The organism is Pseudomonas sivasensis (assembly GCF_013778505.1).
In the GTDB taxonomy this organism is placed as follows: Bacteria; Pseudomonadota; Gammaproteobacteria; order Pseudomonadales; family Pseudomonadaceae; genus Aquipseudomonas; species Aquipseudomonas sivasensis.
Window position 1 is genome coordinate 22119 of the sequence record NZ_JAAOWU010000011.1, and the last position, 19013, is coordinate 41131.

The window sequence follows — 19013 nt, forward strand, 5'->3', positions numbered from 1 at the left end:
TGATTTAAGTCAGGATCATAAATTGATGTTTGTCAAGAAAGGTGACTCAGGCACATTGCCGCGAGTCAAACCCGGCAACTGCAATTAGCCTTCATTCGGTACACCAGTCGGCACATAGTGAACACCTGCCAGCCACTCCGCAGAGTGTTTGCGCTGATCGGTGCGACCGGGTTGTTGCGCATGAAGGACGTCTTCCAGCACATGCAGCCGCCTGCCCTCGCCTCGACGTTGGGGGCCTGGTGTGCTGCTGGCCCGTACGGCGCTGTTTCGTAAGCGCATGGCCGGTGATGACGTGCCCGCTGAAGTCAGCAGCCGCCGCTGAGCTCTGAGGCGAACACGGTAAAAATGTGGGAGGGGGCTTGCCCCCGATCGCAGTGGTTCAGTCAGTTCATCTGTTGCAGACTCACCGCAATCGGGGGCAAGCCCCCTCCCACACTTGATCGCTGTTGCCAGGTGGAAAGCAGTCGGCTGTAGACCTCATGGACACAGCCCCCTGTGGGAGATGTCGAGCTTTAGCGAGGCTTCGAAGGCGGCGGCACTGTTGGCAGGTATGTTGGCTGACACAGCCCTATCGGGGGCATGTCGAATCCTCACTCCGTCCCTCCCACACTCGATCGGGTGAGCCGCTCACTAAAAAGGTGCGCAAAAAAAACGCCCCGAACCAGTCGGGGCGTTTTTCATCCAGCGTTTGCCAATCAGGCCTGATCAGCCAACCGCCACGTCGTCCCGCCCTTCCCGTCTTCCAACACCACGCCCATCGCGGTCAGTTGGTCACGGATACGGTCGGATTCCGCCCAGTCCTTGCCTGCGCGAGCCGCCAGACGCGCCTGGATCAGCGCATCAACCTCAGCCGCATCCACGCGCCCTTCGGCGCCGGCTTGCAGGAAGTCATCGGCTTCCATCTGCAATACGCCCAGCACGCTGGCCAGCTCTTTCAAGCGAGCAGCCAAGCCAGCCGCTGCGTCGAGATCGCTCTCGCGCAGGCGGTTGATTTCACGCACCATTTCGAACAGCACCGCGCAGGCTTCGGGTGTGCCGAAGTCGTCGTTCATGACTTCGGTGAACCGTGCCACGAACGCTTCGCCGCCAGCCGGTGCAACGGCGGGCAAGCCTTTCAACGCGTGGTAGAACCGCTCCAGGGCGCCCTTGGCGTCCTTGAGGTTGTCTTCCGAGTAGTTGATGGCGCTGCGGTAGTGGCTGGACACCAACAGGTAACGCACTACTTCCGGGTGGTACTTTTCCAGCACGTCGCGAATGGTGAAGAAGTTGTTCAAGGACTTGGACATCTTCTCGCCATTGATGCGGATCATGCCGCAGTGCATCCAGGCGTTAGCGTAGGTCTTGCCGGTGGCGGCTTCGCTCTGGGCGATTTCGTTTTCGTGGTGCGGGAACTCAAGGTCGCTGCCGCCGCCATGAATGTCGAAGGTCTCGCCCAGGCAGCAGGTGGACATCACCGAGCATTCGATGTGCCAGCCCGGACGCCCGGCGCCCCATGGGGATTCCCAGCTCGGCTCGCCGGGCTTGGTGCCTTTCCACAGCACGAAGTCCAGCGGATCCTGCTTGGCTTCGTCGACTTCGATACGCGCACCGATGCGCAGGTCTTCGATCTTCTTGCGCGACAGCTTGCCGTAGCCCATGAACTTGGCGACGCGGTAGTACACGTCGCCATTGCCGGGGGCGTAGGCATAACCCTTGTCGATCAGGGTCTGGATCATGGCGTGCATGCCAGGGATGTGGTCCGTGGCGCGCGGCTCCATGTCCGGCTTGAGGATGTTGAGGCGAGCCTCGTCCTCATGCATCGCGGCGATCATGCGCTCGGTCAGCGCGTCGAACGACTCACCGTTTTCATTGGCGCGGTTGATGATCTTGTCGTCGATGTCGGTGATGTTGCGAACATAGGTCAAGTCATAGCCGCTGAAACGCAACCAGCGGGTCACCAGGTCGAAGGCAACCATGCTGCGGCCGTGGCCGATGTGGCAGTAGTCGTACACGGTCATGCCGCACACGTACATGCGCACCTTGTTGCCATCCAGCGGCTTGAAGACTTCTTTGGTCTTGCTGAGTGTGTTGTAGATCGTTAGCACGACAGTTCCTTAAAACAGAATCACTGGCCCCACGAATCACGCAAGGTCACGGTACGGTTGAATACCGGAGCGCCTGGTTTCGAGTCCTTGATATCCGCGCAGAAGTAACCTTCGCGCTCGAACTGGAAACGGTCTTCCGGCTGTGCGTCGCCAAGCGATGGCTCAGCACGACAACCAGTGAGTACTTGCAGGGAATCAGGGTTGATGTTGTCGAGGAAACTGGCGCTGTCTTCGGCCTTCTCAGGGTTCGGCGAGCGGAAAAGGCGATCGTACAGACGCACTTCGCACTCGATGCTGGCCGCAGCCGGCACCCAGTGGATCACGCCTTTGACCTTGCGGCCTTCAGGGTTCTTGCCGAGGGTTTCCGGGTCGTAGGAGCAACGCAGCTCAACGATGTTGCCATCGGCGTCCTTGATTGCTTCGTCGGCGCGGATCACGTAGCTGCCGCGCAGGCGCACTTCGCCGTTCGGTTCCAGGCGCTTGTAGCCTTTTGGCGGCTCTTCCATGAAGTCATCGCGGTCGATGTAGATTTCACGGGCGAATGGCAGCTTGCGCACGCCGAGTGCTTCGTTCTGCGGATGACGCGGCAGTTCGAGGTGATCGACCTTGTCTTCCGGATAGTTGGTGATCACGACTTTCAACGGACGCAAGACGCACATAGCGCGCGGAGCATTCGCGTCGAGGTCCTGACGGATGCTGAATTCGAGCATGCCGAAGTCAACCACGCCATCGGAACGGTTGGTGCCGACCATGTCGCAGAAATTACGGATCGACGCCGGGGTGTAGCCGCGACGGCGGAAGCCCGACAGGGTCGACATGCGCGGGTCATCCCAACCAAACACGTGCTTCTCATCGACCAGTTGCTTGAGTTTGCGCTTGCTGGTGATGGTGTAGTTCAGGTTCAGGCGGCTGAATTCGTACTGACGCGGGTGCGCCGGAACCGGCAGGCTGTCCAGGAACCACTCGTACAGCGGACGATGGCTTTCGAACTCCAGGGTGCAGATGGAGTGGGTGATGCCTTCGATGGCGTCCGACTGACCGTGGGTGAAGTCGTAGTTCGGGTAGATGCACCACTTGTCACCGGTCTGGTGGTGGTGGGCATGGCGGATGCGGTACATGATCGGGTCGCGCAGGTTCATGTTCGGCGAAGCCATGTCGATCTTGGCGCGCAGTACGCGGGCGCCGTCCGGGAACTCACCGGCGCGCATGCGGGCGAACCAGTCGAGGTTCTCTTCCACGGAACGGTCGCGGAACGGGCTGTTCTTGCCCGGTTCGGTCAGCGTGCCACGGTATTCCTTGGCCTGCTCCGGGGTCAGGTCGTCGACGTAGGCCTTGCCGGCCTTGATCAGCTCGACGGCCCAGTCGAACAACTGGTCGAAGTATTTGGAGGCATAGCGCACTTCACCGGACCATTCGAAGCCCAGCCACTTGATGTCGCTTTCAATGGCGTCGATGTATTCCTGGTCTTCCTTGGCCGGGTTGGTGTCGTCGAAACGCAGGTGCGTGACGCCACCGAACTCCTGGGCCAGGCCGAAGTTCACACAGATCGACTTAGCGTGACCAATGTGCAGGTAGCCGTTGGGCTCTGGCGGGAAGCGGGTGACGATCTGCGTGTGCTTGCCCGAATCCAGGTCCGCCTGGATGATCGGGCGCAGGAAATTGACCGGGACGGCAGGTCCGGCCTTGGAATTCGAGGTAGTGTCGACAGTGGGCTTGCTCATAGGATCCTTGAACAGACAGGTTCGTGGCCGGTTGGGGCCAGATAAAACAAAGGCCGTATCATAGCTGATGCTGTCAAGCTGCTGACAGAGCGCGGTCAAAAACTGCTGCATTTATTGCTGCTTTTATGACGGGCGCGGTAAAAAACCACCTCGAAATTCCTGCAAGGCACGCTAAACTGCGCGCCTTGGCCGCAGTTTAGCCAAACCGGTAAGGCGCCAAGGCGCTCAAACCCACGAATTTCCTGAAAGAGTAGTGAACATGACTCAAGTCAAACTGACCACCAACCACGGCGAGATCGTCATCGAGCTGAACGCCGAGAAAGCGCCGATCACCGTCGCCAACTTCATCGAGTACGTGAACGCTGGCCACTACGAAAACACCGTTTTCCACCGCGTCATCGGTAACTTCATGATCCAGGGCGGCGGTTTCGAGCCAGGCATGAAAGAGAAGAAAGACAAGCGTCCAAGCATCCAGAACGAAGCGGACAACGGCCTTTCCAACGACAAGTACACCGTCGCCATGGCCCGTACCATGGAGCCGCATTCGGCCTCCGCACAGTTCTTCATCAACGTGGCCGATAACGCCTTCCTGAACCACAGCGGCAAGAACGTGCAGGGTTGGGGCTACGCCGTGTTCGGTAAAGTCACCGAAGGCCAGGACGTTGTCGACAAGATCAAAGGCGTGTCCACCACGTCCAAAGCCGGTCACCAGGACGTTCCAGCAGAAGACGTAATCGTCGAGAAAGCCGAGATCGTTGGGTGATATTGCTGATTTCAGATTTGCATCTGGAAGAGGAGCGCCCGGACATCACCCGGGCGTTTCTGGATCTGCTCCACGGCCGCGCCCGTGGCGCCCAGGCGTTGTACATTCTGGGGGACTTCTTCGAAGCCTGGATTGGCGACGATGGGATGACCCCCTTTCAACGTTCGATTTGCGCAGCCCTGCGCGAGCTGAGCGACAGCGGTACCCCGATTTTTATCATGCATGGCAACCGCGATTTCCTGATCGGCAAGGCGTTCTGCAAAGCAGCAGGCGCGACCTTGCTCAAGGACCCGAGTGTCGTGCAGTTGTATGGCGAACCCGTGCTGTTGATGCACGGCGACAGCCTCTGCACCCGCGACGTGGGTTATATGAAGCTGCGGCGCATCCTGCGTAACCCGATTGTGCTGTTTATCCTGCGTCACTTGCCCTTGCGCACCCGCCACAAGCTGGCGCGCAAGCTGCGCAGTGAGAGCCGGGCGCAGACGCGCATGAAGGCCAACGACATTGTCGATGTAACCCCCGAGGAAGTGCCGCGGGTGATGCAGCAGTTCGGCGTGCGCACCCTGGTCCACGGCCATACCCACCGCCCGGCGATCCACAAACTGCAGATTGGCGAGCAGGCGGCCAAGCGCATTGTGCTGGGGGATTGGGACAAGCAGGGTTGGGCGTTGCAGGTGGATGAGCAAGGGTTTCAGTTGGCGGCGTTTGATTTTGTGAACCCGCAGCTGGCATTGCCTGGCGCCTGAGACCTCAAACACCACCGATCCAATGTGAACAGAGATAAAAATATGGGAGGGGGCTTGCCCCCGATGGCTGTGGATCCGTCAGCATTTTTTGGCTGACCCACCGCTATCGGGGGCAAGCCCCCTCCCACATCTGATTGCATTCCAGTCCGTGTGGATCAGTGGCCGCTTGCTTCGGGCCCTGCCTTGGCGCCAAACGGCGGCTTCGCCAGCCACACCAGCAGCATCAATCCCATGAACATCCACCCCAACAACGTGAAGTAATCCACGGTGGACATCATGTACGCCTGGCTGGTGAGGATCTGGTCCAACTGCGCATAGGCCTTGTGCCCTGCCCCACCCAACGCATCCAGCGCATTGCGCGTGGCCGCGTCATAGGTGGTCATGTTCTCGCTCATGTACGCATGGTGCTGGTCCGCCCGGCGAATCCAGATCCAGGTGGTCAGCGACGCCGCAAAACTGCCGCCTAACGTACGCAGGAAGGTTGCCAGGCCCGCACCGTCGGCAATCTGGTGCGGTGGCAGGTCGGACATCAAGATGCTCAGGGTCGGCATAAAGAACAGTGCAACACCAATCCCCATGAACAACTGCACAAGGGCGATGTGGGTGAAGTCCACTTCATTGGTAAAGCCTGCGCGCATGAAGCAGCTCAAGCCAATCGCCAGGAACGCCAGGCCCGCCAGCAGACGCAGGTCGAACTTGTGCGCGTACTTGCCCACGAACGGCGACATCAGCACCGGCAGAATCCCGATCGGTGCCACCGCCAGGCCGGCCCAGGTGGCGGTGTAGCCCATCTGGGTTTGCAGCCATTGTGGCAGGATCAGGTTGATGCCAAAGAAGCCCGCGTAACCGAGGATCAACACGATGGTGCCGATGCGGAAGTTGCGGTAGGCAAACAGCCGCAGGTTGACCACTGGGTGCTTATCGGTCAGTTCCCAGATGACGAACACCGCCAGGGCAATCGCCGAAATCGCCGCGCCGATGATGATGAAGTTGGATTCGAACCAATCCAGGTCATTGCCCTTGTCGAGGATGATCTGCAAGGCGCCGACCCCCACGATCAGGCTTAACAACCCGACGTAATCCATCGGCTGATAACTGGTGACCACAGGTCGCTTCTTCAGCTGAGCACGCACCACCATCACCGCAAAGATGCCGATGGGGACGTTGATAAAGAAGATCCACGGCCAGCTGTAGCTGTCGGTGATCCAGCCGCCGAGGATCGGCCCGGCAATCGGCGCGACCACCGTGACCATCGCCAGTAACGCGAGGGCCATGCCGCGCTTCGCCGGCGGGTAGACCGCAATCAACAAGGTTTGGGTCATCGGGTACAACGGCCCCGCCACCAAGCCTTGCAGTACCCGAAAGCCGATCAGCTCGGGCATCGAAGTGGAAATCCCGCACAGGAACGATGCCAGCACAAACAGAATGGTCGCCCACAGAAACAGCTTCACCTCGCCAAAGCGTCGGCTCAACCAACCGGTGAGCGGCAAGGCGATGGCGTTGCTCACCGCAAACGAGGTGATCACCCAGGTGCCCTGCTCCGAACTCACGCCCAGGTTGCCGGAAATGGTCGGCAACGCCACGTTGGCGATGGTGGTGTCGAGCACCTGCATAAAAGTCGCCAGCGACAGGCCAATGGTGGCCATCAACAGGCTGGGTGGCGTGAACGAGGCGTTATTGCTCATCAGCGTTGCACAGCCTTGGGAGCGGCGACGCTGTTGTCATGGATCAACTGGGTGATCATGGCATCGGCTTCGGCCAATTGGCGGTCATACACGTTGGTGGTGAAAGAGGCCTTTTGTGGCGGCTGTTGCGCCAGCACGGGACCGCTCTGGTCGTGCAGGTCCACATTCACCACGGTGCTCAAGCCAACGCGCAGTGGGTGCTTGGCCAACTCTTCGGCATTGATATGGATGCGCACCGGTACTCGCTGCACGATCTTGATCCAGTTACCGGTGGCGTTCTGCGCCGGCAACAGGGCGAACGCGCTGCCGGTGCCGGCGCCGAGGCTGTCGACGGTGCCGCTGTATTTCACATCGCTGCCATAGATATCCGACTCGATGTCCACCGGTTGGCCAATGCGCATGTCGCGCAGTTGGGTTTCCTTGAAGTTGGCGTCGATCCACAGTTGGTTCAGCGGGATCACGGCCATCAATGCGGTACCCGGCTGCACGCGCTGGCCCAGTTGTACGGAGCGCTTGGCGACATAGCCGGTGACCGGCGCGATCAGGGTGCTGCGCGCATTGGTCAGGTAGGCCTGACGCAATTGCGCGGCGGCAGCTTGCACGTCCGGATGGGACGAGATCACCGTGTCATCCACCAGGGCGTTGCTGGTTTTGAGCTGCTGCTCAAGGTTGGTCAGGGCGTTCTTGGCGGCCGTCAGGCTGTCACGGGCATGGGACAGTTCCTCCAGGGAAATCGCCCCGCCCTGGGCCAGGGTCTTACGACGGTTGTAGTTGTCCTGAGCGGTCTGCACATCGGCTTTCTGCGCGTTGACCTGGGCTTTCATGCCATCAACGTTGCTGTACAAGCCACGCACCTGGCGCACGGTACGCGCCAGGTTGGCCTGGGCACTTTGCAGGCCGACGGCGGCGTCATTCGGGTCGAAGTTGACCAGCACCTGGCCTTCGTGGACCAAGTCGCCATCGTCCGCGCCGATGCTCACCACGGTGCCGGTGACCAGCGGGGTGATTTCCACCACGTTGCCGTTCACATAAGCGTCGTCGGTGCTCTCGTTGAAGCGCCCGTAGAATTCGTGCCAGGCCCATACGCCGAGGACGCTGAGGATGACGATCAGCGCAAGGCCGATCAGCATGACTTTGCGTTTGCGCGGGTTGTTGTCTTTGGGTTGTTCTGTAGCGTTAGTGTTTTCGGCAGTGGCCATGACAAATACCTCAAATTATTCCGTGCGAGTGGCTGGGGTGGTCGACGCCACGTTGTCGGCGTTGAACCCGCCGCCCAGGGCCTGCATCAATTGAATCGATAGAGCGATCTGCCCGGCATTCAGGGTCGCCAGCTGACGCTGGGCCTGCAGCAATTGCTGTTCGATGCTGAGCACGTCCAGGTAGTTACCGATCCCGGAGCCGTACCGCTGAAGCACCGTGTCGTAGGACTGCTGGGCAATATCGGTAGCGTGTTGCTGGGCCTGGATCTGCCGGCCGGTTTCGCGCAGTTGCGAAAGGGTGTTGCCAATATCACCCAAGGCTTGCACCAGGGTTTTGTTGTATTGGGCCACGGCGAGGTCGTAGTCGGCGTCGCGGGCATCGAGGCCGGCGCGCAGGCGGCCGCCGTCAAAGATCGGCAGCGAGATCGTTGGCGCGATATTGAAGAAGCGGCTGGCCGACCCGAACATCGCATCCCCCAGCAACGACTCGGCCCCGGCGCTCGCGCTCAGGTTGAGGTTGGGGTAGAAGCGCGTCTTGCTGGCCGCGATGTCCTTGCTCGCCGCCTCCACACGCCACCGTGCGGCGATCAGGTCCGGGCGACGGCCCAACAGTTCGGCAGGCAACACCGACGGTACGGCAACGGCAGCGGGTTTCAACACACTGGGACGCGCCAGCTCATTGCCGCGATCCGGGCCTTTACCGAGCAGCACCGCCAGGGCGATCTTGGCACTCTGCAGTTGTTTTTCAGCGTCGATCAATTGCGATTGGGAGCTGGCTTCCAGGCTTTCGGTCTGCTGGTACTGATAGTGGCTGTCGATGCCCGAATCCAGGCGGCGCTTGCTGAGATCGAGCATTTGCCGGGTGCGCTTGAGGTCGTCAGTGGCCAGGTCCCGCACGATATGGGCCTGGCCCAGGTCGCTGTAGGCCTTGGCCACATCAGCAGCCAGGGTCAGGCGCGCGGCCTGTTGATCGACTTCAGCGGCACGGGCCTGGCCCAATGCAGCTTCCCAGGCGGCGCGCTGGCCACCCCAGAGGTCGAAGGTGTAGTTGAAGCTGGCACCGATTTTTCGCACGGTGGAGTACGCATCGCCCTGCCCCAGCGGGTCCTGATCCTTGGCCAGGCGCGAACGGGTCACACCGGCGCTGGCATCCAGGGTCGGCATGCGCGACGCGTCGGCGGCGTAGGCGGCCGCTTCGGCCTGGTGGGCACGGGCGCTCGCCACTTGCATGTCGGGGCTGTTTTGCAGGGCTTCATGGATCAGGCCGTCGAGCTGTGGGTCGCCGAGGCCTTTCCACCAATCGGCGCTGGGCCAGGCCGCACTCGACAGGGTCACGCCGCTCAGGGATTTACCGGCTTGCAGAGTGTTGGCGTCGAGGCGCTGGCCTTGGGTGTCGAGGCCGCTGAAATTGGCGCAACCGGCCATGCTCATGGCGACCAGCACTAGGCATAGGGCACGTGGATTCATCATTTACCTACCCGCTGAAGGGTGATGGGATCACCCGCAGCTATCAGAATTTTCTTGAGGATCTGTTCCAGGGTTTCCAACTCGCCGGGCTCCAATACGCCCGCCAGTTGGTTCAGCGCCTGGGCGCCGATGTGCGGCAGCATGTCCGCCAGGCGCTGGCCGTCGGCAGTCAACACCAACTGCACCTGGCGTCGGTCCAGCTCGGAACGCTTGCGGCTGAGCAGGTTTTTTTGCTCCAGGCGATCGAGCATGCGGGTCATCGAACCGCTGTCCAGGGACAGGTTGCGGCACAGCTCCGCCGGGGTGTCGACGCCGAACTGGGCCATGATGATCAACACCTTGAACTGCGCGGCCGTGATGCCGTGGGGTTCCATATGGGTGTCGATGATGCGGTCCTTGAGGATCGCAGCGCGGCCCAGCAACAGGCCGAGATGGCAGTTGTGGAAGTTTTCGGGGGTGAAATGGGGCATCGAAAGTCACCTTATTGCTGCCTAGGCAGCGAATGTATGACGAGATGTTACTGCTTAGGCAGCGAATGTCAAATGGAATAATTAGCTTGCTTGCTAATTCGACGACAGGCGGGAGCAAATGTGTGAGGGGGCTTGCCCCCGATCACGGTGTGTCAGTCACTACATCTGCTGACTGTCACACCGCAATCGGGGGCAAGCCCCCTCACACATTGGTTGACCGACTAGGACTTAGAAATCGCGCTTGTAGAAAATGTCGAGGGAACTGGCCACGCCACTCGCCACCTCCAGGTATACCTTCTTGCTCAGCAGGTAGCGCAAGGCAATGGTGCTGGCCGGTTCGAACACGCCCACGCCATAGCGCAGGCTGAGCTTCTCGGTGATCTTGCCGCTGGCTACTACGGCGGTGTTATTGCCGCTGCCCTGGGTGTCGAGGTCGAAGTCCTGAATGCCCAACTTGGTGGCGATGTCCGAGGTCACCCCGGCGCTGCCCATCAAACCCAGGCCCAGCGCCGCTTCGGCGAGCATGTTGTTGTCTTCGCCAGTGGTGGTGCGTGAACGCCCCAGTACCAAGTACGACAACGCATCCTCTTGGGCCATCGCCGGCTCGGAGAAAATCTGCGTAGTCGGTTGCTCGGCGCTGCCGCTCAGGCGAATACCGGCGGTCACGGTCCGCGACGGCTCTGTGGTGACACGCACCGCCTCGATGTCCAGGAACGGCTGGTCCAGAGGGCCGGCAAACAGCAGACGTGCCCGCCGCACATTGAGCCGCTGACCGTAAGCGCGGTAGCGGCCATCGTTGAGCCAAAGCTCACCACGAGTGTCCATGTTGTCGCCGATATGCACATGACCCTGCACCTTGGCGGTGAGGCCGAAGCCTGAGAAGTTGAGCTGGTCTTCGCCCACTGCCACGTCGATATCCATGGCCATGGCCATCGCTGGCTTGCCCTCCTCGGTCTGACTGCCGACGATGATAGTGTCGTCCGAGACCTTGACCGTCGACGGCGGCAATTCGCGCACGGTGATGTCGCCACGCGGGATCTTCACTTTGCCGGCAATCGCCAGTTTGTCGTCCTTCAAGGTGATCTTCAGGTCCGGCGCCACTTCCAGCGTGGCGTAGGGTTCGACTGTGACCGGCAATTGCGAGCCTTGCAGACTGAGGTCCACGGCCAGGGCCTGCCCCCAGTCGATCTGGCCCTTGAGGCTGCCCTGCCCGGCTTTGCCACTGCGCCAACCACCATTGAGCTGCACGCTTTCGCCAGCGATGAGAGCCTGCACGTTCAGGCCTTCGAGGCTGACGGGCAACTCCGGACCAGAGACTTCGCCGCCGATCAGGTTCACATTGCCGTTGATCTGCGGCGCGAGCAGGCCACCGGAAATCCGGCCGTTGCCGTTGAGCTTGCCGTTGAGGGTTTCCACCATCGGCACAAACGGACGCGCTACCGCCAGGTCCAGCCCGGTGAGGCTGAAATTGCCAGTGATCGGCTTGTTCTTCGGCAGCGGATTAATCTGCGCCTGCAACAGCAATTCACCGAGCTTGCCACCCCGGAAGTTCAACTGTGTGTCGATGCGCTTGGGGTTGAGGGTGGTTTCAAGCTTGAGGGTGTCGTAAGGAAAATCCAGCCACTGGTCCTTGTCCTTGACGCGCAAAGTGCCGCCGCTGGCATCCACCGAAATCAAGCCCTTGGGGCCGCTGTCGGGCAGGTCGAGCTGGACATCGGCATTGAGCCTGCCGCGCCAGGCAAAATCCTTGGGCAAAAAGGCCGCGAGGCTGTCGATTGGGAATTGCTTGAGGTGGTAACGCAACTTGGGCTCGGGCATCAGGCGCTGGTCTTCGCCGCACAGACTGGCGCCGCCGGAGACCCAGCAGTGCGCCGCGAAGGTCAGCTTGCCGTCGGCCATGTAATCGATCTTCGCCGGGGCTTGCAGTTTCCAATCCTGCCCGCCGGCCTGGACATCACCGCTGGCCAGGCGCCCGCGCCAGTTGCCTTTGTCGAGGTTGCCGTCCAGGGCCAGGGCCAGCTTGACCAGCGGACCGGCCAAGTCGAGCTGGACCTTCTGGTTCTTGATGTCGCCTTGAGCGCTGGCGGTCAGGGTGCCGATCTGGGTGTCGCCGCTTTGAATACCGCTGCCTTTGAGGTCGATCTTGGCGCGCTGGGCGCTGTCGAGGGTAGCGCCGAGGCTGAGGCTTTGCAGGCGGTTGTCGGCAAACGCCAGTTGCTGGCCCTTGATGTCGAGTTTGCCCTGAGGCGCATTCAGGCTGCCGGCCACGTCGAGGCGGCCATTGATCTGCCCGCGTAACTGCGGCCAGAGCTGGGCGAGGCGCGCCAGCTTGATGTCGATCTGCCCGGCCAGGCGTTGTTGCAGGCTGCCGCTGCCGTTGATGCGGTTGTCACCCAGGCGAATATCCAGGTTGGCCAGGGTCCATTGCTCCCCTGCACCTTCGGCCTTGGCCGCCAGCACGGCGGTTTGGCCCCGCAGGCGGCCCTTGAGGTCGAGGTCGGCATTCAGCTTGAGTTGCTCGTTCTTGAACTCGCCCTTGCTGCGCAGCGGACCGGCCAACGTACCCGGCAGTTCAGCGACCCAGTACGCCGGATTGAGCGCCGACAGGTCCAGCGCGGTATCCCAGGCGATGCCATCGGCGAACTGCAGGTTCAGATGGCCTTCGGCCTTACCTTGACCGGCGGTGAGTTTCAGCTCGGGCAGGAAGACTTGCTTGAGGTCGCCACTGAACGGCGTGACCACATTGAACTTGCCGGCCGGGCCGTCGAGGTCGGCCTTGAGGTTGCCCAGGTAGTTGCCGTCTTTATAGGAAATCTCGCCGTTGAACGTACGCACCGTCACTTGAGGTTCGTCGATCACGGGATAGAGGCGATGCCAGGGGAAGTCGAGCCAGTCGATCCTGGCATCGGCTGTGAAGCCTTGTTGCCAATCCAGGTTGGCACTCAGCTTGAGGCTTTGCTTGTCACCGGCATTCAGGTCCAGGCCCGCAATTTGCGCGCCGTTGGCGTCGACTTTGCCTTGCAGCAGCAGGTCCACCGGACCTTTCTCTGCCGGTAGCACGGCCTTGCCGAGCAGTTGGTAGCCGTTTTTCAGATCACCCTTGGCGGTGAGGTCCAGTTGATTGAGTTGCAGGGTGTCGGGCAGATCGGCGCTGGGCTTGAAGCCGTCAGCGGTGATGTGCAACTGGGCCGGAAGATTTTCAGCCAGGGGTTGCAGCTCGCCCTGCAGTTTGGCCGGCAGGTAGCCGCTGCTGTCGGCGTCGAGTTTGAGGGTCTTGAGCAGGTCGCCGTCGACCTTAAGGGCAACTTTCCAGGGCGCGCCGCCGGGCGCATAAGGCAGGCTCAGGTTTCCGCTGGCGGTCAAAGGCCAGTCGCCAGTGGGTTGCAACAGGCCAGACAGGTCCAGCACCAGATCGTCGCGCTGCAGGTGCACTGAGTCGATTTGCATCCCGGCGGCGGTCCAATGCGCCGCCAGTTGCAGGCCTTTAAGCTCTTCGCTGCCGTTGAACACCAGGCTACCGACGCGAACGTCGCCTAACTGGAGAGCAACCGGCAATTTCAGATCTGGCAGTACAAGGGGGCCACTGCTTTCTTCGGTGCTGGGTGGAAATTGCAGAATGACCTGATTCACATCCAACCGGTCAATGCACAAGGTCATGCGCAGCAGGCAGGCTGGCGACCACTCGAACGCGGGCGCCTTGAGTTCCACGCGACTGGTGTCTTGCTGCCACAGCAGATTATCGGCGCTCCACTGGCCGCCCAAACGGCCCTGGAAATTCTCCACACTCAAACCCGGCACTTGGCCCAACGCCCAGCGGCTGCCCGCCTGGCTGCCCAGTACCGCCCACAGTGCCAGCAACAGCACGGCGAGGATGGCCACCACGGCCAGCCCCGCTATTTTCAAACCACGCATCACAGCTCAGGCCCCATGGAAAAGTGCAAACGAACGCCGCCCGGGTCTTCCAGGGCATGGGCCAGGTCGAGGCGGATTGGCCCCACCGGCGATACCCAGCGGATACCGACACCCACGCCGGTTTTCAGGCTGGGCAGTTCCAGGGTGTTGAACGAGTTGCCCTGGTCGATGAAGGTCGCGATCCGCCATTTTTCGGCGATGGAATATTGATACTCGGCGCTCAAGGCCACCATGTAGCGGCCACCGATGCGATCACCTTGGTCGTTCTCGGGCGACAGCGTCTGGTACTCATAACCGCGCACGCTCTGATCGCCACCGGCAAAGAAGCGCAACGACGGTGGCACCGACTTGTAGCCATTGGTGGCACTGCCGCCGAACTGCGCCCGCGCCAGGAAACGATGATTGTCCCACAGGGTCGTCAGGCCTTTGACCATGGCTGTGCCGTACAGCAAGTTGGTGTCGGAGCCCAGGCCTTCCTTCGCCACCTTCGTGTCGAATTGCAGGCGGTAGCCGTTGTGGGGGTCGATGCGGTTATCGCTGCGTAGGTAGGAATAACTGATGCCAGGCATCAGCAGGTTACTCAGGCCGGAGTCGTTGCCCAGGCGATATTCTTCGCGCTGGTACTTGAGGGAAATCACCCGTGTCCAGCCACTGGGCAACTTGCTGTGCCATTCGGGGCCGACGGTAAGCAATTTACTCAGGGTGTCGGTGTTCGCCAGTTCTTCATTCTGGTAGCCGCCAGCGAAGCGCAGTTTGTCGGTGAGCGGCGGGTCCAGCGGAATGTCGTACCACAGGCCGACGTTCTGGCGCGGAGCCGAGAGTTCTGCTTCCCAGCCATAACTATGGCCCTGGGGGTTAACCCAGTGACGGGTCCAGTTGGCCTTGCCGCGCGGACCGACGTCGGTGGAGTAACCCAGGCCCAGGCCCATGGTGCGCGGCTTGCGTGTGTCCAGATTGACGGCCACCGGGATCACGTCTTGTGTCGAGGCGGTGGGGCTGGCATCCACGCGCACCCCTTCGAAAAAGCCGCTGGCTTGCAGGTTCTGGTTGAGTTCGGCGATCAGTTCGGAATCGTAGGGGTCACCGTTTTTGAACGGCACCATGCGTTGCAGCAGTTCGTCATCAAACGGCGTGTCGCCGGCAAAGCTAACCTTGCCCAGGCTGTAGCGCGGGCCGCTGTCATAAATGAGTTCGATATCGGCGACGCCTGCTTGTGGGTCCACCGCGAGTTTCTGGCTGGTAAAGCGCCCGCTGAAAAAGCCGTAGCGCGAGGCTTGATTCTGGATCAGACGCTTGGCGTCTTCGTAGTGGCCGTGGTTGAGCACGGCGCCGGAGATTAGGTCGTCGCTGGCAGGCACGCGAAAAGACTTGAGGTTCGCAGCCTCGCCGTCGACCCGAATAGTCACGTTGCGTAAATGCACCGGTTCACCGGGGTCGACGCGGAGGATCAGGCGCGGGTTCTTGCCGCCTTTCACCTCGCTGTCGATGTGTGGCTGATAGAAGCCTAGTGCCTGCGCCGCTTTGCGCGCCTGCTCTTCGGCGCCACGGCTGAACCGCAGCAAGGCCTCTTCGTCACGATCGCCAACCCCGCCGATGTAGCCTTCAATGTTGGCTTTCAACGCGTCGTTTGAGGGTTTGATCCGCACGTCCAATTCGCTTAGCGCAAATGCGCCGCAGCTTGTGAACAGCAGAACCAAGCCGCTGGTAAATCTTCCTGGAAACTTCATAGGCGCGGATGCTACACGAGCTGGGGGAAAACTTAGAACTCAGACGATTCTGAAAAATTCTGCATTAAGCCGTTGCAGCATGTAACAGCTGGGGATTGGGGTGGAAAAAGACATGCTCCAGGATAGGCCCTACAGCGACTTCGCCGATTTCCTCATAGCCCTGGCGCTTGTAGAAATCCAGGTAGCGGGAATTGCCGGTGTCCAGCACCACACCCGAAGAGTGCGGGTCTTCGGCGCACCAGTTGTGCACCGCCTCCAGCAACTGTTCACCGTAGTGTTTGCCCTGGAACTGCGGGTGAATGCCCAAAAGCGGCAGCACATGCACCGATTCGCTCGGCAGGCACGCCAGCACGGCGTGATGATAATCAAGATAACGCCGTGTACCGCGCACGCCAGTGCTCAGCCACATGCGCAGTTGCCACGCCCAGCTCTCAGTGATCCCCAGGCGCCGTTGCGGGGGTGCGATCAAGGCAATGCCAATCAGCCGATCATTCACAAACAAACCGATCGCCGGAAGTTTTTGAAAGAAATGCTGCTTGACCAGCTCCCGCACGGTGGCGCGTACCCGCTGCTCATAACCTGGGCGTTCGGCTTCGAAGATGTAGGCAAACGTCGGCTCATGCCGATAGGCCTGGTACAGCAGGGAGCGGGCCTCGCGGGAATAGCCGCTGTTGAGCAAGCGAACTTCGCCAATGGCAGTGTCAGTCATACAATCAATCTCCCTGGGCGCCACTCAATAGATGGCGTTCTTATGGGTACGAACCTACGCAGCACCAGTCGTTCCCAGACATTAGCAGCGCATCTGTCCTACCGCCACGCTGGCCCCCGTCCGACTTGTCCGCTAGCATCGCCCTTTTGCCAGACTGGACCGCCGACCATGAAAATCGTCTCCTTCAATATCAACGGGCTGCGCGCCCGCCCCCATCAGCTGGCGGCGCTGATTGAAAAGCATCAACCCGATGTAATCGGCCTGCAGGAAACCAAGGTCCACGACGACCAGTTTCCTCTGGCCGAAGTACAAGCACTGGGCTATCACGTTTACTACCACGGCCAAAAAGGCCACTACGGCGTGGCGCTGCTTTCGCGTCAGCCTGCGTTGAGCCTTCACAAAGGCTTTGCCAATGACGAAGAAGACGCCCAGCGTCGTTTTATCTGGGGCACCTTCGCCGATGAAAACGGCAACCCGGTGACCATCATGAACGGCTATTTCCCACAGGGTGAAAGCCGCGACCATCCAACCAAATTCCCCGCCAAGCAGCGCTTTTACGAAGACCTGCAACAGTTGTTGGAAAGCCAGTTCAGCAACGATCAGGCGCTGGTGGTGATGGGCGATGTGAATATTTCCCCGGAAGACTGCGACATCGGCATCGGCGCCGACAACGCCAAGCGCTGGCTGAAAACTGGCAAGTGCAGCTTCCTGCCCGAAGAGCGCGAATGGATGGCCCGCCTGAAAAACTGGGGCCTGGTGGACAGCTTCCGTCACCTCAACCCGGACGTGGCCGACCGCTTCAGTTGGTTCGACTACCGCAGCCGCGGCTTTGAAGATGAGCCCAAGCGTGGGCTGCGAATCGACCTGATCATGGCCTCCAACGGTTTGCTGCCACGGGTCAAGGATGCCGGCGTGGATTACGACCTGCGTGGTTTGGAAAAACCCTCGGACCATGCGCCGATCTGGCTTGAACTGAGCTGATCCCCCTGACTGTACTCGGGTCAAATGTGGGAGAAGGGGCAAGCCCCCTCCCACACCTTTGATCATTTGAGTGTCAGTCACATTATTGAAATCCTACTGACTTAATCTCGCGGCACTCCCTTTGGCTTGAGAAGGTGCCGGCATGATGCTGCGCGTTCTGTTCCTGTTGTGTTGCGCGTTTTCCCTCTCCGTTGTGGCTGCCCCCCTACCCGTTCCCGATCAAGGCCCGGCCTTGCGCATCCAGGGCTCCAACACCATTGGCGCGGCGCTGGCCCCGGCATTGGCCAAGGGTTTGATGGAGCATCAAGGGTTGCAGAACGTGCACAGCGAACCTGCCGAGGGCGCCAATGAACAGCGCGTGATCGGCAAGACACGCCAGGGCAAAACGGTGACTATCGACGTCGCAGCCCACGGTTCCAGCACAGGCTTTGTCGCCCTGAAGAAAACCAGCGCCGACCTTGCGGCCTCGTCACGACCGATCAAGGACAGCGAACTGGTAGACCTTGAACCACTTGGTGACTTGAAAAGCCCCGACGCCGAACACGTGATCGCCATCGACGGCCTGGCAATCATCCTCAACCCGCAGAACCCGCTGAATACCCTGAATACCGGGCAACTGGCGCAGATCTTCAACGGTGAGATCAGCACTTGGGAGGCTCTGGGCGGCATCGGCGGCGCGATTCATATCTACGCCCGCGATGACCAGTCGGGCACCTACGACACCTTCAAGGAATTGGTGTTGCGCCTGCGCGCCAAGCCCCTGGTTTCCTCGGCCAAGCGTTTCGAGTCCAGCGAGGCATTGTCCGATGCGGTGAGCCAGGACCCTCAGGGCATCGGTTTTATTGGGCTGCCCTACGTGCGCCACGCCAAGGCCGTGGCGATTGTGGATGGCGACTCGCAACCGATGTTGCCGCTCAACAGCCTGATCGCCACCGAGGATTACCCGCTGTCGCGCCGATTGTTCTTTTACCTGCCGCCCACCGCCCATAACCCGTGGGCCAAGGCGCTGGTGGACTTTGCCCAGAGCAGCAAAGGCCAGGCGATTGTGGCGGCCAGTGGGTTTATTGCGCAGCAGGTGCAGGCCATGGCCGTGGAACCGCGCCCGACAATGCCGGATGACTATCAAGCCATCGCTCGGGACGCTCAGCGCTTGACCGTGAATTTTCGTTTCGAAGAAGGCAGCGCCAGCCTGGATAACAAGGCGCGCCAGGATGTGCAGCGGGTGGTGGCGTATCTCAAGGGTCACGACAAGCTGGACAAAAAGGTGACGCTGGTGGGATTCGGCGATACCAAGAACGATCCGCAGCGGGCGGCGCTGCTGTCTAAATTGCGGGCGATGGCGGTGCGACGGGAGTTGGTCAAGAGCGGCGTAGTACTGCGAGATATTCGCGGGTTTGGTGCGCAGATGCCGGTGGCGGCGAATACGGCGGATGAGGGGCGGATCAAAAATCGGCGGGTGGAGGTTTGGGTGTACTGAGGACTGCCGGATCTTCAGTGCCTGATCCTGCCTCATCGGTAGCAAGCCCCCTCCCACAGGTGACCGCGTATC

General features: G+C 60.7%; 13 protein-coding genes and 1 pseudogene. 5 read left to right on the forward strand and 9 right to left on the reverse strand.

All coding sequences use genetic code 11. The features are described from left to right. Window positions 1–93: 93 nt before the first annotated feature. A pseudogene (locus G9Q84_RS18295) lies at window positions 94–322 on the forward strand (monovalent cation/H(+) antiporter subunit G). A 373-nt stretch (window positions 323–695) separates the two neighbouring features. Here the strand turns inward: G9Q84_RS18295 and cysS are convergent. Next, window positions 696–2084, reverse strand: coding sequence for a cysteine--tRNA ligase (gene cysS, locus G9Q84_RS18300; protein WP_032889792.1), 1389 nt, complete (start codon window positions 2082–2084; stop codon window positions 696–698). A 20-nt stretch (window positions 2085–2104) separates the two neighbouring features. Beyond that, window positions 2105–3805 (reverse strand): glutamine--tRNA ligase/YqeY domain fusion protein, encoded by a 1701-nt coding sequence (locus G9Q84_RS18305; RefSeq protein WP_032889794.1) that lies wholly within the window; start codon window positions 3803–3805, stop codon window positions 2105–2107. Window positions 3806–4064: 259 nt separating this feature from the next. On the opposite strand from G9Q84_RS18305, the gene G9Q84_RS18310 reads away from it, so the two are divergent. Continuing rightward, the gene (locus tag G9Q84_RS18310) at window positions 4065–4568 is read left to right on the forward strand and encodes a peptidylprolyl isomerase (RefSeq protein ID WP_032889796.1); all 504 of its coding nucleotides are present in this window, start codon (window positions 4065–4067) and stop codon (window positions 4566–4568) included. Continuing rightward, entirely contained in the window at window positions 4565–5314 is a 750-nt protein-coding gene (gene lpxH, locus G9Q84_RS18315) for a UDP-2,3-diacylglucosamine diphosphatase (RefSeq protein WP_032889799.1), read from the forward strand. Before G9Q84_RS18310 ends, lpxH begins: the two co-directional genes overlap by 4 nt. Window positions 5315–5469: 155 nt before the next feature. On the opposite strand, the gene G9Q84_RS18320 is transcribed toward lpxH, so the two are convergent. The 7 genes from G9Q84_RS18320 to G9Q84_RS18350 all read right to left on the reverse strand — a co-directional run bounded on the left by G9Q84_RS18320 (window position 5470) and on the right by G9Q84_RS18350 (window position 16483). Next, on the reverse strand, window positions 5470–6999 hold the full coding sequence (locus tag G9Q84_RS18320) for a DHA2 family efflux MFS transporter permease subunit (protein ID WP_032889801.1): 1530 nt from the start codon (window positions 6997–6999) through the stop codon (window positions 5470–5472). Next, window positions 6999–8198, reverse strand: coding sequence for an HlyD/EmrA/EmrK family protein (locus tag G9Q84_RS18325; protein ID WP_032889802.1), 1200 nt, complete (start codon window positions 8196–8198; stop codon window positions 6999–7001). The genes G9Q84_RS18320 and G9Q84_RS18325 overlap by 1 nt, the downstream gene beginning before the upstream one ends. A gap of 15 nt (window positions 8199–8213) precedes the next feature. After that, window positions 8214–9665, reverse strand: coding sequence for an efflux transporter outer membrane subunit (locus G9Q84_RS18330; RefSeq protein ID WP_122680625.1), 1452 nt, complete (start codon window positions 9663–9665; stop codon window positions 8214–8216). Then, on the reverse strand, window positions 9665–10135 hold the full coding sequence (locus G9Q84_RS18335) for a MarR family winged helix-turn-helix transcriptional regulator (RefSeq protein WP_095184411.1): 471 nt from the start codon (window positions 10133–10135) through the stop codon (window positions 9665–9667). The genes G9Q84_RS18330 and G9Q84_RS18335 overlap by 1 nt, the downstream gene beginning before the upstream one ends. Window positions 10136–10363: 228 nt before the next feature. After that, entirely contained in the window at window positions 10364–14047 is a 3684-nt protein-coding gene (locus tag G9Q84_RS18340) for a translocation/assembly module TamB domain-containing protein (protein WP_181643829.1), read from the reverse strand. Further along, the gene (locus G9Q84_RS18345; RefSeq protein WP_122680623.1) at window positions 14047–15774 is read right to left on the reverse strand and encodes an autotransporter assembly complex protein TamA; all 1728 of its coding nucleotides are present in this window, start codon (window positions 15772–15774) and stop codon (window positions 14047–14049) included. The genes G9Q84_RS18340 and G9Q84_RS18345 overlap by 1 nt, the downstream gene beginning before the upstream one ends. Before the next feature lie 64 nt (window positions 15775–15838). Further along, window positions 15839–16483, reverse strand: a complete 645-nt coding sequence (locus G9Q84_RS18350) for a GNAT family N-acetyltransferase (protein WP_032889813.1) — start codon at window positions 16481–16483, stop codon at window positions 15839–15841. A gap of 168 nt (window positions 16484–16651) precedes the next feature. Here G9Q84_RS18350 and xthA point away from each other — a divergent pair, with 168 nt between their 5' ends. Together xthA and G9Q84_RS18360 are read left to right on the forward strand one after the other, a co-directional pair. Then, the gene (gene xthA / locus G9Q84_RS18355; protein WP_099600987.1) at window positions 16652–17464 is read left to right on the forward strand and encodes an exodeoxyribonuclease III; all 813 of its coding nucleotides are present in this window, start codon (window positions 16652–16654) and stop codon (window positions 17462–17464) included. 142 nt (window positions 17465–17606) lie between these two features. After that, entirely contained in the window at window positions 17607–18941 is a 1335-nt protein-coding gene (locus tag G9Q84_RS18360) for a substrate-binding domain-containing protein (RefSeq protein WP_122680622.1), read from the forward strand. The last annotated feature ends 72 nt before the right edge of the window (window positions 18942–19013 follow it).